Origin of the sequence: Neisseria subflava, assembly GCF_005221305.1 — a bacterium.
Classification (GTDB): Bacteria; Pseudomonadota; Gammaproteobacteria; order Burkholderiales; family Neisseriaceae; genus Neisseria; species Neisseria subflava.
The window spans coordinates 1,196,619-1,213,998 of the sequence record NZ_CP039887.1 but is presented as its reverse complement, the minus strand read 5'-3'; the positions used below and the strand labels follow the sequence as shown (position 1 = coordinate 1,213,998).

Genomic DNA, 17,380 nt, shown 5'->3' with positions numbered 1-17,380 from the left:
ATTTACTTTCACTTCTAGTTTTATTAGAGACTATTATTCATCTTTGGATGTTGATTTAGGTGCAGCTGCAAGACTTTTTAGCAATTCGCTATCCCCTAAGACTTTTCCAATTAATTCTTCAGCCCCACTTTTACCATCCATATATGAGAGTAAATTAGATAGTTCAGTACGCGCCTGTAAAAGTTCATTTAGAGGTGCTACTTTTTTAGCTATTGCCGCTGGTGAGAAGTCATCCATGCTTTCCAATTCGAGTTCTACATTCAAATTCCCTTCACCTGTCAATGTATTTTTTACGTTGAAGGCAACGCGAGGTTTAAGGGCTTTCATGCGTTCATCGAAATTGTCTACATCAATTTCTAAGAATTTTCGTTCAGCCAATTCAGGTAAGGGCTCAACAGGTTTGCCAACCAAATCGGCCATAATACCCATAACGAAAGGCAGTTCGATTTTTTTCTCTGAACCATACAATTCTACGTCATACTCAATTTGCACGCGAGGAGCTCGATTACGGGCAATAAACTTTTGACCTGATGATTTATTTCGTGACATGGTTATAACCTTAGGATGATTAATAATGTTGTTGTATTTATTAAAAAAATTTTACTAAATCGTGGATGAGGTATGCTAGGTTCATGAGTTTACTGTATCTTCATCCGGTTTGCCAATTAAAACTTCTAAATTGGCAATACTTTCTGGGCTAATATCTTTCATGATGTCATAAAAATTCATATTCATTTGTCGTTGTACCCTGCGGATAAACAGTGGTGCAGGGTGGCTGGGTTCAAGAGTTTCAAAATAAATGCAGATTTTCTCTAAAGCTAAATCAACATCAGCACGATTTTTAATATTCAAACGGCGCCATGCATCGGCCTCTTGAATAGATTGTTCTTGTGTAATAGTTGAGCTGTTAGTTTCAGAGGGTAACTCTGACTGTTCTGTCTGTTGTACTGAGGGAGTACTCCCATCATTATAGTTGATGGCTTTGTGAATTAGGGTAAGAGGTTTCTGAATAACATCAAAATCAAGTGAGTGTTCATCCTGTAAATTAGACGAGAAAATGCGTTGGATGTCTTTCAGACAGTCCAATGCCTGAATTAATGCGGTCAATTCAGGTTTCCCCGTATCGGCATTCACCCTAATATCGAGCATTAACCGTTCTTTACCTCCCGGATAATTTTGTGGATCATTCCCTTGTAAGATAGAAACAGCTTCTTTTACAGTAATTGGCTGTTGGGTTAACCCATTTATCAATAATTTAGATGAAAGAATTTCTTTTATGATGCCATCAAGTGTGGTAAAGGAGCTAAGGGCATTAATCCTGTAAAATGGATCAAATTCACCGTCTTCATCCTCTAGTTTAGGATAAATGGATTCCCAATACAGGTCTATATTAGCTTTGATTGCTTCGCAACCAGCACAGAACCCTACGAGTCCATGTTTGGCTGTAAGCGCCTGTGTATAGTAGGCTAGGACATGCAAATCCTTAGATTCAGCTAGCAATTGATTGCATAACTTTTCTACCGTTGCCCAATCAGCTTCTTCTGCCGAAATAATCGTGTCACCATACTGTTGTTCTGGTTTGCCTTCAGCTACGCTTTGTAGTTCTAAAAAGCGGCTATCGTATTCGATATTTACACCTTCGGGACTGTCGATAGAGATAGGTTCGTCCCATCGAGGAAATGTGTTCATCTACTTATGATCCAAATAACTTATTAAACAGTGAGCATGAGGGGAGGCCTTCATGTTTTATGTGGTCACCGCTTTCAATTTCTTGCCAAAAACTACCAATGCCGTCTGAATCAGATAAAAAGTTGTGAAAGGATTCAGAGAGGATAGGGTTCCTTGTTGTATCACTACTGTAAAAATTTTCGATACAACATTTCCCTTCTTTTAATATCTCGTGAAAGGAATTTTTTTTCTTTAAAAGAGAAAAAAGAGAATCAAGTGATTCAGAAATAGAGCTAGGTTTATAAAATAACACAAATGGATATTTTCTGCCAATTTTATCAGAACTACCAGTAGTTATGCCTGTATAAATAAGACCATCAGGTAATTTGATACAAAATAGCCAAATTTGCAAAGGGGAATATGTTTTTCGAGTGAATGAAATTAATTTGTTTTGGCCGGAACATCGGTTAAACCAGTTATCCCAAAAGAATCTATCGTTAGTCTGAAGATTCTCGGAGAAAATAAAATCACGTGATTGATTCAGTTTGCCAAAAAAATAGACTTCATTTTGCTTAAGCATAAGTAGTCATCACAAGAGAAGAGGTTTTAGATTCCCAAGTTGCTAATTAGATACAACTGCTAAACTCGTACTCTAGCATAATTCGATGTATTGATAAATATAAATTTAAACCGCTTGAAATAATAACCTAAGAAATGTAAATAATCTTTTAAAATATGCGTTTACCATATGAAAAATGAATAATTAAGTTTATCAAATACTGTTTTATTTATAGCTTATTGTTTGTTATAATTTTTGCAAAATAATGTGTTCAAAGTCCTCAGAAAGTAATTGAGGTTCCTTGTTTTGAGGTTTCTACTTGTAGATTAATTAGGATTTCGACGGAGTAATCGCATGTCCTCTTCCGGTAACACCATAGGTATTCTTGTTCCTCAACCTTCTGCACCTGCTATGGTGTCTCAAGGTTCTGCCAATCCGCCAGAGCCGCTGACTAATGCGGCCGGGCCGGTAGATGTGATAGAGATGGTGGCCGATGTGGCCTCTAGTGCCCTTTCTTTGGTTGCTCCTGACTCTGCTGCAGCTAATGTGGCTGATACTGTATCTGATGTAGTTTCGCTCGCTTCAATGGTTCCAGGTTTGCCTAGTATTAGGCTACCTTCTCGAAAAATGGTTAGTGGTTTCGGTGGGGGTAGTGGAGCAGGTTCTGATGGTGGGGTGGTTACTTCTGGTCATGGTCACTGCATACCCTGTAAGGTTGCTGCAGCTATCGGTAACCCTGTTAATGCTGTACTTGGTATCAAAGTCCTATTTGACGATACAGAGACCGACTTTGCTTTCGATTCCCCGCTTCCCCTTGTTTGGCAGCGCAGCTATTATTCCGACCAAATCGGCAACGGCTGGCTGGGACAAGGTTGGTCGCTGCCGTTCTCTATGCGTCTTGCCCGTACTGCCGACGGATTCCTTTATATTGATGAGCAGGGCAGGGAAATTCCGTTGCCGGATATTAGCGATGAAGCGGACAAGCCTTATTCCGCAGATGACGAAGATGAAGACGATTTATATGAAGAAGAGGCTGCACCGCGACCTGCTTCTGCTGAAGAAGACCCCTACGGTCTAGATGACGCCTATTTCGATCCTTACGAACAAATCTTCTTTTCTCAGATTTCAGACGACCTCTACCAAATCGCCTCTCCCGACGGCGGCGCACGGCTGCTGTTTGCCGAAGTCGATTCCGGTTGCGGCATTTACCAACTGGTCGCCCAACTTGACCGCAACGGCCGCCATATCCGCCTCTGCTACGACGACAACGGACTGCCGCACAGCATTTACGACGGCAGCGGCCGACACTTCCAACCCGTATTCTCCTCCATCCGTCTGCACGACAACGATCCCGACTTCGACCCGGCCGGGGAGCGGGACGTCTTCGTTTCCGAAGACGAGCGTTTCTACGTCAACCGCCTCACCTCCGTCACCTTCAACGGCAAGGAACTGGTGCGCTACGACTACGACGGCTACGGCGATTTGACCGCCGTTTACGGACGCGACGGCAAAAAACTGCGCGGTTTCGCTTACCGCAACCACATCATGGTCGAACACAGTCAGCCCGACGGACTGGTGTCCCGCTACGAATACGACCGTTACGACACCGACGGCAAAGTGCTCAAAAGCAGCAACAACCTCGGCGAAGAATGGACGTTCGCCTACCGCAAAGACCATACCGTCGTTACCGACGCATTGGGACGGACGGAAGTGTACGGTTTCGACGAAAACCGGGAACTCGTCTACCGCATCGACGCCGACGGACAGCGCAGCGACAGCGAACGCGACAGCTACGGCCGCATTACCGTAGAGCGCGACCCGCTCGGACGCGAAACCCGCTATCTCTACGATACCGAAGGCAACGTCATCGCCATCACCGCGCCGGACGGCAGCAGCACCCAAATCGACTACCACGAAACCCTCAACCTGCCGGTTGCCGTCAACGATCCCGCAGGCAGGATTACCGCCTACGATTACGACAAACGTGGCAACCTCATCAGTATCACCGACCCCGCCGGTTACACCACCAGCTACGGCTACAACGCCCAATGGCTGCCCGAAACCATTACCGACGCCTTAGGCAAAACCCGACGCCTACAATACGACACCCTCGACCAACTCGTCAGCTTTACCGACTGTACCGGCGAAACCACCCGTTTCGGTTACACCGAATACGGCGATCTCGAAACCGTTACCGATGCGCTGGGCCATACCACCCGCCACCACTACGACGCAGCGGGCAACCCGGTCCGTACCGACTACCCCGACGGCAGTCACGAAACCTTCGAATACGACCGCCTCAACCGTCTGACCGCCCACATCGACGGACTCGGTGCCAAAACCGCCTACGAACTCGCAGTGGACGGACTGCCGCTCAAACGCACCAACGCGCTGGGCCATACCTTCGCCTACGCCTACGACAAAGCCCGCCGTCTGACCGTCCTCACCAACGAAAACGGCGAAACCTACCGTCTCGATTACGACCCGACCGACAACCTGATCCAAGAAACCGGTTGGGACGGCAAAATCACCGCCTACGGCTACGATGCCGCCGGACAACTGGTGCAACAGACCGAATACGGTCAAAGCAATCATGAAGGTCGTCTGAAAGAGCGTCCCGAGACTTGGCACATCCACCATTTCAAACGCAACATCCTCGGCCAACTGATCGAAAAACAAAGCCGCAAAGTGTCCCACAAAAACGGACAAAGCAAAGACGAAGGCATCAGCCGCACCCGTTTCGAATATGACCCCATTACCGGCAACCTGACCAAAGCCCGCAACCATCACAGCAGCGTCGAACTCGCCTACGACGAACTCAACCGCCTCATCGGCGAAACCACCGTCCACAACGGCCAAAGCGCCACCGTAGGCTACCGATACGACCCGTTGGGCAACCGCATCCGCACCATCCTGCCCGACGGCCGCCCTATCGATTACCTGTACTACGGCAGCGGACACCTGCACCAAATCAGCCTTAACGGCGAAGTCGTCAGCGACATCGAACGCGACAAACTGCACCGCGAAATCCAAAGGACGCAGGGCAACATCAGCAGTCTGTACGACTACGACCCCATGGGTCGTCTGAAAAGCCAGCGTACCGTCCGGAGCGGCACACAAACGCTTCACGGCAAACAAAACCCGCTGGCCGGCGGCGCCGTCAACCGCCGCTACGCCTACGACAAAGCCAGCAACCTGATTCAAAGCGCCGACCAAAGAAGCGGCGTCCTTAATTACGTCTACGACAAAATCGGACGCATTCAGGAAGCCCGCAACAGCCAAACCGGCCGCAGCGAAACCTTCGCCTTCGACCCCGCCCACAACATCCTCGACATCCCGACATCTACTCCCTCTCCCGTGGGAGAAGGCCGGGGAGAGGGCAAAACGACCGCCCCGATTTCAGACGACCCTAAAACTCAAGGTCGTATGAAATCACCTGCCAACCCCAACCTTACCGGCGGCAACCGCCTCAAAGAATACAACGGCATCGAATACACCTACGACGCACTGGGCAACCTGATCTACCGCCAGCTGCCCAATGGCGAAAACCAATATTACCAATACGACCTCGAAAACCAACTCGTCCGCGCCGAAATCAAAAAGCCCGCCGGCAATACCGAGATTTGGGAATACGCCTACGACCCGTTCGGCAGAAGGCTTTCCAAAGAGCGTCAAGACAAACTTGCCTGGACGAGTACCGATCCGAAACGGACCCACTTCGTCTGGGACGGCAGCCGCTTATTGCAGGAGTACACCTACAAAGGCTGCTACACCTATATCTACACCGACCAAGATAGCTACGAACCGCTGGCGCAAATCTTTGACAACACCAAAGACGACAAACAATACCTCGCCTATTTCCACAACGACCAAATCGGCATACCTAAAGAGATGACCGACATTCACGGCAATCTGTTATGGTACGGCGAATATACCGCCTGGGGTCGTCTGAAAAAGGACGAGCGGGTTTATAAGAACGCACATCAGCCGTTCAGATTGCAGAACCAATACTTCGATGAAGAGACGGGGCTGCATTACAATCTGATGCGGTATTACGAGCCTGAGGTCGGGCGGTTTGTGAATCAGGATCCTATCTTACTATTAGGTGGGAGCAATTTGTATAGTTTTGCTTCTAATACAAATGCTTGGTTTGATCCATTGGGTTTGAAGAAAAAACGGAATAAGAAGCCTAGAAGAATTATTCCATATGATGACATTATGGATGATGTTGATAAGTGGTCACTTGTTCCTGTTAGCCAAAGACAAAAATGTTTGATTAAGGATAAACTACCTAGTGCAAAACAAAGAAGCGTCCGACAAAATCGCATGATGCGTAAAGACTTTTCTCGAAGAGAAAAAAGCTTAATACGAGAGTGGGAACGTGAAACAGGGCATACATGGCCTGCAGGAGCTACTCCTCATCATATAATTCCACTTAAAAATGGTGGTTCAAATACATGGTGGAATCTAACTCCTGTGAAACACCCTCATAATGCAACTATACACGGTACTGGGTCTGCCCTACGAACACATTTGCCATATAGCACCCCAACAGGAATAATTAACCAGATTGTTCCTAGATAATAGATATAAAAATTGAATGAAGGATATTAATTTATGGATAATTTCAAAAAAATTCTTGTGGATATACAAGATTTAATCAAATCTAGTAATGGAAACTTAATTAATTATGGAAAATCAAATTTTATTTTTAAAAAAAGATATGATGTTTCTTTAAATGAGATAAATGATTTTGAAAAAAAATATAAAGTCAAATTCCCTAATATATATAGAGAATTTCTTCTAACAGTAGGATCTTGTACTTTGTTTCAAGATGAGTCACTACCTGGATTCGATTTTTTAGCTCCTAACGAACTTTATGATTGGTCACAACAAGTTTTTGAAGGAACTGATTGTAATTTATTCCCTAATATCTTAATTACAATTTCCATTCCAAGAACTGGCGAGCAAGCTGGTTTCCTTCTTACAAAAGAAAATGAAAATTTTGGTGTTTTTTTTCCTGATATTCCTCCTGAAGAGTGGGAAGAGGATACTGAATTTGAAAAATTTGAAGACTGGCTAGAAAACTTGATGAAAGAAAAACTAGAGGAAATTTAAAAAATTTTGAATAATCAATTTTAAAAATATTTATCATTTAGCAAATCTAACAAAAATAACACCATGCCGTCTGAAAACACTATCCTAAACCTTTTCAGACGGCCTTTCTCGTTCTTTAACAATTCAACTTCTCACTACCGTTCACGGACGCGACGGCAAAAAACTGCGCGGTTTCGCCTACCGCAACCACATCATGGTCGAACACAGCCAGCCCGACGGACTGGTGTCCCGCTACGAATACGACCGTTACGACACCGACGGCAAAGTGCTCAAAAGCAGCAACAACCTCGGCGAAGAATGGACGTTCGCCTACCGCAAAGACCATACCGTCGTTACCGACGCATTGGGACGGACGGAAGTGTACGGTTTCGACGAAAACCGGGAACTCGTCTACCGCATCGACGCCGACGGACAGCGCAGCGACAGCGAACGCGACAGCTACGGCCGCATTACCGTAGAGCGCGACCCGCTCGGACGCGAAACCCGCTATCTCTACGATACCGAAGGCAACGTCATCGCCATCACCGCGCCGGACGGCAGCAGCACCCAAATCGACTACCACGAAACCCTCAACCTGCCGGTTGCCGTCAACGATCCCGCAGGCAGGATTACCGCCTACGATTACGACAAACGTGGCAACCTCATCAGTATCACCGACCCCGCCGGTTACACCACCAGCTACGGCTACAACGCCCAATGGCTGCCCGAAACCATTACCGACGCCTTAGGCAAAACCCGACGCCTACAATACGACACCCTCGACCAACTCGTCAGCTTTACCGACTGTACCGGCGAAACCACCCGTTTCGGTTACACCGAATACGGCGATCTCGAAACCGTTACCGATGCGCTGGGCCATACCACCCGCCACCACTACGACGCAGCGGGCAACCCGGTCCGTACCGACTACCCCGACGGCAGTCACGAAACCTTCGAATACGACCGCCTCAACCGTCTGACCGCCCACATCGACGGACTCGGTGCCAAAACCGCCTACGAACTCGCAGTGGACGGACTGCCGCTCAAACGCACCAACGCGCTGGGCCATACCTTCGCCTACGCCTACGACAAAGCCCGCCGTCTGACCGTCCTCACCAACGAAAACGGCGAAACCTACCGTCTCGATTACGACCCGACCGACAACCTGATCCAAGAAACCGGTTGGGACGGCAAAATCACCGCCTACGGCTACGATGCCGCCGGACAACTGGTGCAACAGACCGAATACGGTCAAAGCAATCATGAAGGTCGTCTGAAAGAGCGTCCCGAGACTTGGCACATCCACCATTTCAAACGCAACATCCTCGGCCAACTGATCGAAAAACAAAGCCGCAAAGTGTCCCACAAAAACGGACAAAGCAAAGACGAAGGCATCAGCCGCACCCGTTTCGAATATGACCCCATTACCGGCAACCTGACCAAAGCCCGCAACCATCACAGCAGCGTCGAACTCGCCTACGACGAACTCAACCGCCTCATCGGCGAAACCACCGTCCACAACGGCCAAAGCGCCACCGTAGGCTACCGATACGACCCGTTGGGCAACCGCATCCGCACCATCCTGCCCGACGGCCGCCCTATCGATTACCTGTACTACGGCAGCGGACACCTGCACCAAATCAGCCTTAACGGCGAAGTCGTCAGCGACATCGAACGCGACAAACTGCACCGCGAAATCCAAAGGACGCAGGGCAACATCAGCAGTCTGTACGACTACGACCCCATGGGTCGTCTGAAAAGCCAGCGTACCGTCCGGAGCGGCACACAAACGCTTCACGGCAAACAAAACCCGCTGGCCGGCGGCGCCGTCAACCGCCGCTACGCCTACGACAAAGCCGGCAACCTGATTCAAAGCGCCGACCAAAGAAGCGGCGTCCTTAATTACGTCTACGACAAAATCGGACGCATTCAGGAAGCCCGCAACAGCCAAACCGGCCGCAGCGAAACCTTCGCCTTCGATCCCGCCCACAACATCCTTTCCAACAAAACGGCAGAAGGAAAGGGCAAAGGCAACAACATCAGCAGCGGCAACCGCCTAGAATCATACAACGGCATCGAATATACCTACGACGCACTGGGCAACCTGATCTACCGCCAGCTACCCGACGGCGAAAACCAGTATTACCAATACGATCTCGAAAACCAACTCGTCCGCGCCGAAATCAAAAAGCCCGCCGGCAATACCGAAATTTGGACATACGCCTACGACCCGTTCGGCAGACGGCTTTCTAAAGAACGCCAAGACAAACTTGCCTGGACGAGTACCGACCCGAAACGCACCCACTTCGTTTGGGACGGAACGCGATTACTTCAGGAGTACACCTACAAAGGCAACTACACCTATATCTATACCGACCAAGACAGCTACGAACCGCTGGCTCAAATCTTTGACAATGCCAAAGACGGCAAGCAATACCTCGCCTATTTCCACAACGACCAAATCGGCATACCAAGGGAGATGACCGACATCCACGGCAATCTCTTATGGTACGGCGAATACACAGCTTGGGGTCGTCTGAAAAAGGATGAACGCGTCTATCGGAACGCGCATCAGCCGTTCAGATTGCAAAACCAATACTTCGATGAAGAGACCGGGCTGCATTACAATCTGATGCGCTATTACGAGCCTGAGGCCGGGCGGTTTGTGAATCAGGACCCGATTGGGTTGTTGGGTGGTAGTAACCTTTATCGGTTTGCACCTAATGCGCAAGGATGGACTGATCCCTCTGGTTTTATAGCTATGGCATTAGTTTTCTTACCAGAAATAGGTGCTGCTTTAACTGCTTTAGGGCAAGCTGCACTAACAGCAATTGGCATTGGAGCAGTTTTAAGTCTAAGTGGTGATACTTCAAAAGAGAAAAGTCAGGCTAAAGCACAGGTAAAGGCAGGCGCTTGTCATGGAAACTGTAAAAGTTCAAAAAAGCCTCAGCACGGATATAAAATTTACGATAAAAGAACAGGGCAAATAATGGAATATGGTATTAGCGGGCAAACTAGAACAAAGGCAGATTACTTTAAAACAGAAAATAATTCGCCGAGGATTCGAAGTAAATTGAGGGTTAAGTATGGTGGCGATCCTAATTATGCAGGCTCGGTAATGATTGATGGACTACCAAATAGAGAAGCAGCTTTAGCGTGGGAAAAGGCTCAAGTAAGGGCTTATAGAGCTGCTAATAATGGAGCGAGACCTCCTAAACAGTACAGACCTTAAAGTGAAAGTGAAATTATGATTAACGAAATTTGTTTATACTTTCAAAACGATGAAAGAATTTCTGAATTTAATCAAGAAACCTTTGCTATTCCGGAGCTTTATCTTATTTCAATACCTAAGTTTGATTCCAAAAAGGTGATTAAATGTAATATTTTCTTATGGGAGAATGGTCCATTTCCGCCCAAAGAAAAAATATTGGGGAGTGCTGATTCTTATCAGCTTTTTGACTTCAAAAAGTATACCTCTCTATCAGAAAAAGATAAGAAAATCATGCAGTTAAATGTTGTTCATCAAGGAATGCTTGATATTGCGTCTGATTACAATTGGTCGAGAGAGCCATTGGAGACTGCTTACCAAACCTGTTTAACGTCTGATTTAACATTTAAAAAGCAAATAAAAAAGCGGAAACTTAGCCCCAATAGGAAACAATATCTCTCCTTATGGGCATATTGTGATCTTTACCATTTTAAAATTAGTTGGACAGTATCTGATAAAAAAGGGGAAATAGTTAAGCAGGGTACGTTGCTGACAGAACAACCATCTTATATCGATATATGGTGTAGCTTGAATTTCCGTTGGATAGATGACGAACATTTTATTGTTGAGTCCAATTACAAAGGATTGATTTCAGATACTTGGGAAGTTGATATTTCGAATGGTGCAGTCCTAGCAACTTGCTGGTTTTAGCCTGTGTGAAACTTCCAATTTTGACGTGGCGTGTGTAGCAAGCCGTAGCCCGCACAAAACCTTCAGTCCTGACGTAGGATATGTGCAGTACGCACGCACGCGGTTTCCGCTTTTCAGACAACCTCACTATCTTCTTTGAGGTCGTCTGAAATATTGGTTCTTTAACAATCTCATTAACAGTTAACATAGAGGTCGTCTGAAAACCAACTTTCAGACGACCTCTACCAAATCGCCTCACCCGAAGGCGGCGCACGGCTGCTGTTTGCCGAAGTCGATTTTGGCTACGGCGATTTGACCGCCGTTTACGGACGCGACGGCAAAAAAACTGCGCGGTTTCGCCTACCGCAACCACATCATGGTCGAACACAGCCACCCCGTCGGACTGGATCCCCACATAAATTCTGCAATCAAATATTTGTCATAATTCTCTAAAAGCACTTATTATTACATATCTAATAATCATAATTTAAGGGAAAACGTTCATGGCGTGGCGGTTTATGTTGCCTGCTTGGGTGGTGGGTGTAGTGCTTTCGTTTGCGTTGCCGTTTGTACCGCCATGGTGGGCTTGGTTGTCTGTAATCATTGGCGTGCTTGCGTTGTGTCGAAGATTTGCTGTAGCTTGGTTGGTGCTGGCCGTCTGTGTAGGCATGGTGTTTGGAGTGTGGCAGACCGGGCTGGTTTTGGCTGGTCAATGGCCTGTGGGGGAGGCGGCGGCTAAAGTTTTGACGGTTGAAGTGGCGGATATGTCGCGTGATGATGGTCGGCGTGTGCAGTTTGCGGCAAGGGCTTGGGATGAACGTGGGCAGGAATTTGATTTGATATTGTCGGATTATCAGCGGCGTGATTGGGCGGTGGGCAGTCGGTGGTCTGTACCGGTGCGGGTAAAGCCGGTGATCGGTGAAGTGAATGTGCGCGGTTTGAACCGTGAAACATGGGCTTTGGCCAATGGTATCGATGGCATGGGTACTTTGGGGCGCGACAGAAAACTCGTGCGGCAAGGTGGCGGTTTCGGTTTGGCTAATATGCGTGATGCGGTAAGCCGGAGTTGGCAGAGAACAGGGGATAAGTATCCTGAGTTTTCAGACGGCATAGGGCTGATGCGTGCTTTGAGTATTGGCGAGCAGTCGGCATTGCGGCCGCCTTTGTGGCAGGCATTCCGTCCTTTGGGGCTGACGCACTTGGTCAGTATTTCGGGCTTGCATGTGACGATGGTGGCAGTATTGTTTGCCTGGCTGATTAAGCGAATTTTCCGTTCTTTACCGTGGATTCCGGCGAAACCGCGTGTGTGGATATTGGCCGGCGGTGTTGCCGGTGCTTTGTTTTATGCGCTTTTGGCCGGTTTTTCTGTGCCGACGCAACGCAGTGTGTTGATGTTGGCTGCGTTTGCATGGGCATGGTGGCGCGGCAGTGGCGGCTCGGGCTGGACGGCGTGGTGGCAGGCTTTGGCCGTTGTTTTGTTGTTGGACCCGTTGGCTGTATTGGCCGTGGGAACTTGGCTGTCATTCGGTTTGGTTGCTGCTTTGATTTGGGCTTCATCAGGCCGTCTGAAAGAGTCGGGCTGGAGTTTGGCTGTACGGGGGCAATGGGCAGCGACGGTATTGTCAGTGGTATTGCTGGGCTATTTGTTTGCTTCGTTACCTTTGCTCAGTCCGTTGGTTAATGCGCTGGCTATTCCTTGGTTTTCTTGGGTGTTGACGCCGTTGGCTTTGCTGGGTTCGGTTTTCCCGTTTGAGCTTGTTCAGTTGGTAGCGGCATTTTTGGCGGAATATACTTTACGCGGTTTGGTATGGCTGGCTACGGTATCGCCTGAATTTGCCGTCGCAGCAGCGCCTGTGCTTTTGCTGGTGTTGGCGATGATGGCGGCTTTGCTGTTATTGTTGCCTAAAGGCATGGGCTTGAAACCTTGGGCATGTTTGGTTTTATTGGGTTTTGTGTTTTACCGTCCTGCCAAGTTGGAGGAGGGGGTGGCAAGAGTTACGGTGATGGATGCAGGGCAAGGTTTGTCGGTATTGATACAAACGCGTAACCGCAATCTTTTGTTTGATACGGGAACGGAACAAGTGGCGCAAACAGGTATTGTGCCGAGTTTGAACGCTATGGGTGTGCGCCGTTTGGACAGCTTGATTTTGTCGCACCATGATATTGACCATGACGGCGGTTTTCAGAGTGTAGCGGCTGTCGGTACCGATAAATTGCTTGCCGGACAACCTGAGTTTTATCCGAATGCAGAGTTTTGCCAAGAAGACAAATGGCGATGGGACGGCGTAGATTTCGAGTTGCTCAGGCCGTCTGAAAATACGGGCAAGGAAGATAACGACCAAAGCTGCGTATTGCGTGTCGTGGCAAACGGCAAAGCCTTGTTGATAACCGGAGATTTGGGTGTGAAAGGCGAGGCCGGTTTGATTGAGAAATACGGCAATGCGCTGTATAGCCAAGTGTTGATATTGGGACATCACGGCAGCAGCACGGCTTCGTCAGGCAGCTTTTTGCATACGGTTTCGCCACAATATGCCGTGGCATCCAGCGGCTATGCCAATGCCTACAAACATCCGACCGTTGCCGTACAAAATCGTGTCCGCGCGCACGGCATTACTTTATTGAGAACGGATTTGTCAGGCGCGTTGGTATTTGCTTTGGGACAGGGCGATATATTTCAAGGCCGTCTGAAAAAGGATAAGTTTTATTGGCAGAAGAAACCGTTTGAGTAAAAAGGATCAAAGGTCGTCTGAAAGATTTTTCAGACGGCCTTAATATTTTTTATTAACGGGCATTATCCAAATTTTGTGTGAATCCAATTGTGGATAGTTTGGTTTGATATTTGATAATAAAGAATAAATTAATTTTGATGAAAAAATAGGCAGTTTAAAAATAGGGTAATAATCACAAAGTTATGAGTAATTATCGGCTGATGTTTGTTTTAAAGTTTAAGGCCGTCTGAACCTGATATTTCATGTTCAGACGGCCTTAAACTTATATAATATCCGACCTATCTGTTTAAAAAGGCAATCCCCATGAACACCATACGCACCAAAATTTGCGGCATTACCCGACCTGAAGACGCGCTGGCCGCTGCCGAATTGGGCGCGGATGCCATCGGGCTGGTGTTTTACGCCAAGAGTAAACGGGCAGTGAGTATTGAGCAGGCGCAGGCGGTTGTGAAAAACCTGTCGCCGTTTGTATCGGTGGTGGCCTTGTTTGTGAATGAAAACGAGCAAACCATCCGCGAGATTTTGCGTCAGGTGCCGATAGATGTGATTCAGTTTCACGGCGATGAAGACGATGATTTTTGCCGTCGGTTTGACCGCCCGTATTTGAAGGCTGTGCGCGTACAGTCCGCTGCCGATATTCAGACGGCCTGTGCCAAATTCCCGAATGCCCGCGCTTTGCTGTTTGATGCTTATCATCCGACCGAATACGGCGGTACGGGACAAAGTTTCGACTGGACCATGTTGCATGGCAATATCGGCAAACCGTGGATACTTGCCGGCGGATTGACGGCGGAAAACGTTGCCGAAGCGGTAAAAATCAGTGGCGCGGCGGCGGTGGATGTGTCCGGCGGCGTGGAAATCTCCGGCGGGATTAAGAGCAGGGAGAAAATGGCGGCGTTTATTCAGGCAGTAAAGGCCGTCTGAAAATTTGTTTGAATGAAAAGTAACCGGAATACAGATATGCAAGAGCCAATCGTCGAGTCCCACCCTTTCGCAGCCTTGCTGCCGCCGCAGGCAACGGTCATGATGATGGGGACGTTTCCGCCTAAAGAAGAAAAACACGCGATGCAGTTTCATTATCCGAATTTTCAAAACGATATGTGGCGTGTGTATGGGCTGGTGTTTTTCGGCGATGCGGCGCATTTTCAAAAGCAAGGCGAAAAAGCGTTTGATGCCGATAAAATCAAAGCGTTTTTGAGTGAGGAGGGGATTGCATCCTGTCCGACCGTATTGAAGGCAATACGCGAACATGGCAATGCTTCGGATAAGTTTTTAAAAGTGATAGAAACCGTCGATTTGGCAGCAGTATTGGCACAAATGCCCGAGTGCCGCCATCTTTGCACCACCGGCGGCAAGGCAACCGAAGTTTTGTTGGAGATTCAAGGCAGCGGCATGAAAATGCTGAAGACAGGAGAAACAGTGCCGTTTCCTTATGCTGGACGTGATTTAACCCTGACGCGCCTGCCTTCGACTTCGCGTGCCTATCCTTTGAGTTTAGCGAAAAAAGCGGCGGCATATCGGGCTTTTTTTGAAATGGCTGGATTGACTGTTTTTCAGGAGTAGGGCGATGGATCGTTATGACATTTCTTTAATGACGTTTATGGCTTTGTGGTGGCTTTTTAATGTCGTCTCAGTGTGGCTGAAGGCCAAACAATGGCACATCAAGGTATTGTTGGGCGGAACGCTTTTGTATGTGATACAAATATCTGCAGTCATTATGTCTGTTAAGGGCCTTAATTGGATATTTTTGAACGTAAGCACTATAAATACCAATGAGTTGATTATTGCTTTACTGGTGCTTAACTTTCTGGGTTGTTGGTTACTGGCGCTGTGGCTCGGAATGTTGGCATTAAAAATATGCTTGAGAAACAAAAGCGAAGAAAAACATATTGCGCCGCCGTTGGATACGGCATTGGTTGCAACATCGAGCTGTACGCTATTGTTCCTATTTTGTCTGCTGATATTATTATTCAATTAGTTGCCGACAAGATGAATGGAAAACGGCTATAATTGCTGACAATTTTTACTTTCAGACGGCCTTGTACTGAATCAGGCCGTCTGAAACCATAAAACGAATAAGGAAAAAATCCCATGAAAAATTATCACGCTCCCGACGAGAACGGCTTTTTCGGCGAACACGGCGGCCTGTATGTTTCCGAAACCCTGATTCCGGCTTTGCAAGAATTGGCAGAAGCCTATAAAGCAGCGAAAGAAGATCCTTCATTTTGGGAAGAGTTCCGCCATGATTTGAAACACTATGTCGGCCGCCCCAGCCCTGTTTACCATGCCGCGCGATTGTCCGAGCATTTGGGCGGCGCGCAAATCTGGCTGAAGCGTGAAGATTTGAACCACACCGGCGCGCACAAAGTCAACAACACCATCGGTCAGGCATTACTCGCCCGCCGTATGGGCAAAAAACGCGTGATTGCCGAGACCGGCGCGGGTCAGCACGGCGTGGCTTCTGCTACCGTCGCCGCACGCTTCGGCATGACTTGCGACGTGTACATGGGTGCGGACGATATCCAACGTCAAATGCCCAACGTGTTCCGCATGAAATTATTGGGTGCGAACGTGGTCAGCGTGGACAGCGGCAGCCGCACGCTGAAAGACGCGATGAACGAAGCCATGCGTGAATGGGTGGCACGTGTGGACGATACGTTCTACATCATCGGCACTGCCGCAGGTCCTGCGCCGTATCCGGAAATGGTACGCGATTTCCAATGCGTGATCGGCAATGAAGCCAAAGAACAAATGTTGGAAGCCATCGGCCGCCAACCTGATGTTGCCGTTGCCTGCGTGGGCGGCGGCTCGAACGCCATCGGACTGTTCCACCCGTATATCGGCGAAGAAAACGTGCGCCTCGTCGGCGTGGAAGCCGGCGGTTTGGGCGTGGACACCCCCGACCACGCCGCACCGATTACCAGCAAAGCCCCCATCGGCGTACTGCACGGCTTCCGCAGCTACCTGATGCAGGACGAAAACGGCCAAGTCTTGGGGACGCACTCCGTTTCCGCAGGCCTGGACTACCCCGGCATCGGCCCGGAACACAGCCACCTGAACGACATCAAGCGCGTCGAATACACCGTCGCCAAAGACGACGAAGCACTCGAAGCCTTTGATTTGCTCTGCCGTTTTGAGGGCATTATTCCTGCGCTGGAGTCCAGCCACGCCCTCGCATGGGCAGTCGCCAACGCGCCGAAAATGGGCAAAGAGCAAGTGATTCTGGTCAACCTGTCCGGCCGCGGCGACAAAGACATTAATACAGTGGCGAAACTCAAAGGCATTGAGTTGTAAGCCTTATTGATTGAGCAGTAAAGGCCGTCTGAAAAAGCTGGATTTCAGTCTTTCAGACGGCCTTTGTTTCCATAATGATTCAGCGTAGTATTTTATCCGCGCAAACTCTATCAAGTGTCGGCGGCTAAGGAAATT

12 protein-coding genes are annotated in these 17,380 nt (G+C 48.4%); 9 read left to right on the top strand and 3 right to left on the bottom strand.

Going from position 1 to position 17,380, the window contains the following annotated elements:
• Positions 1-33: 33 nt before the first annotated feature.
• The 3 genes from tssB to FAH66_RS05925 form a co-directional block, all read right to left on the bottom strand.
• Complete coding sequence (gene tssB / locus FAH66_RS05935) at positions 34-549, bottom strand: type VI secretion system contractile sheath small subunit (RefSeq protein WP_137041013.1); 516 nt, start codon at positions 547-549, stop codon at positions 34-36.
• An 81-nt stretch (positions 550-630) separates the two neighbouring features.
• The gene (tssA, locus tag FAH66_RS05930) at positions 631-1,689 is read right to left on the bottom strand and encodes a type VI secretion system protein TssA (RefSeq protein ID WP_137041012.1); all 1,059 of its coding nucleotides are present in this window, start codon (positions 1,687-1,689) and stop codon (positions 631-633) included.
• A 4-nt stretch (positions 1,690-1,693) separates the two neighbouring features.
• Positions 1,694-2,248: a TagF domain-containing protein gene (locus FAH66_RS05925; RefSeq protein ID WP_137041011.1), complete on the bottom strand. Its 555-nt coding sequence runs from the start codon at positions 2,246-2,248 to the stop codon at positions 1,694-1,696.
• 333 nt (positions 2,249-2,581) lie between these two features.
• On the opposite strand from FAH66_RS05925, the gene FAH66_RS05920 reads away from it, so the two are divergent.
• The 9 genes from FAH66_RS05920 to trpB all read left to right on the top strand — a co-directional run bounded on the left by FAH66_RS05920 (position 2,582) and on the right by trpB (position 17,245).
• Positions 2,582-6,811: a DUF6531 domain-containing protein gene (locus tag FAH66_RS05920; RefSeq protein WP_244284879.1), complete on the top strand. Its 4,230-nt coding sequence runs from the start codon at positions 2,582-2,584 to the stop codon at positions 6,809-6,811.
• Between the two features lie 33 nt (positions 6,812-6,844).
• Positions 6,845-7,345, top strand: a complete 501-nt coding sequence (locus FAH66_RS05915; RefSeq protein ID WP_137041010.1) for an SMI1/KNR4 family protein — start codon at positions 6,845-6,847, stop codon at positions 7,343-7,345.
• A gap of 193 nt (positions 7,346-7,538) precedes the next feature.
• Entirely contained in the window at positions 7,539-10,556 is a 3,018-nt protein-coding gene (locus FAH66_RS11050) for an RHS repeat-associated core domain-containing protein (protein WP_137041009.1), read from the top strand.
• A gap of 15 nt (positions 10,557-10,571) precedes the next feature.
• A complete protein-coding gene (locus FAH66_RS05905) occupies positions 10,572-11,243 on the top strand; it encodes a hypothetical protein (protein WP_049344263.1) in 672 nt (223 codons plus the stop codon).
• A 482-nt stretch (positions 11,244-11,725) separates the two neighbouring features.
• Entirely contained in the window at positions 11,726-13,951 is a 2,226-nt protein-coding gene (locus FAH66_RS05890; RefSeq protein ID WP_137041007.1) for a DNA internalization-related competence protein ComEC/Rec2, read from the top strand.
• Positions 13,952-14,254: 303 nt separating this feature from the next.
• Complete coding sequence (locus FAH66_RS05885) at positions 14,255-14,875, top strand: phosphoribosylanthranilate isomerase (protein ID WP_137041006.1); 621 nt, start codon at positions 14,255-14,257, stop codon at positions 14,873-14,875.
• 36 nt (positions 14,876-14,911) lie between these two features.
• Positions 14,912-15,514 (top strand): DNA glycosylase, encoded by a 603-nt coding sequence (locus FAH66_RS05880; RefSeq protein ID WP_137041005.1) that lies wholly within the window; start codon positions 14,912-14,914, stop codon positions 15,512-15,514.
• A 4-nt stretch (positions 15,515-15,518) separates the two neighbouring features.
• Positions 15,519-15,929: a hypothetical protein gene (locus tag FAH66_RS05875; RefSeq protein ID WP_137041004.1), complete on the top strand. Its 411-nt coding sequence runs from the start codon at positions 15,519-15,521 to the stop codon at positions 15,927-15,929.
• A gap of 113 nt (positions 15,930-16,042) precedes the next feature.
• Positions 16,043-17,245 carry a tryptophan synthase subunit beta gene (gene trpB, locus FAH66_RS05870; RefSeq protein WP_137041003.1) on the top strand — a complete coding sequence of 401 codons (1,203 nt, stop codon included), beginning with the start codon at positions 16,043-16,045 and terminating at the stop codon, positions 17,243-17,245.
• Positions 17,246-17,380: the final 135 nt, after the last annotated feature.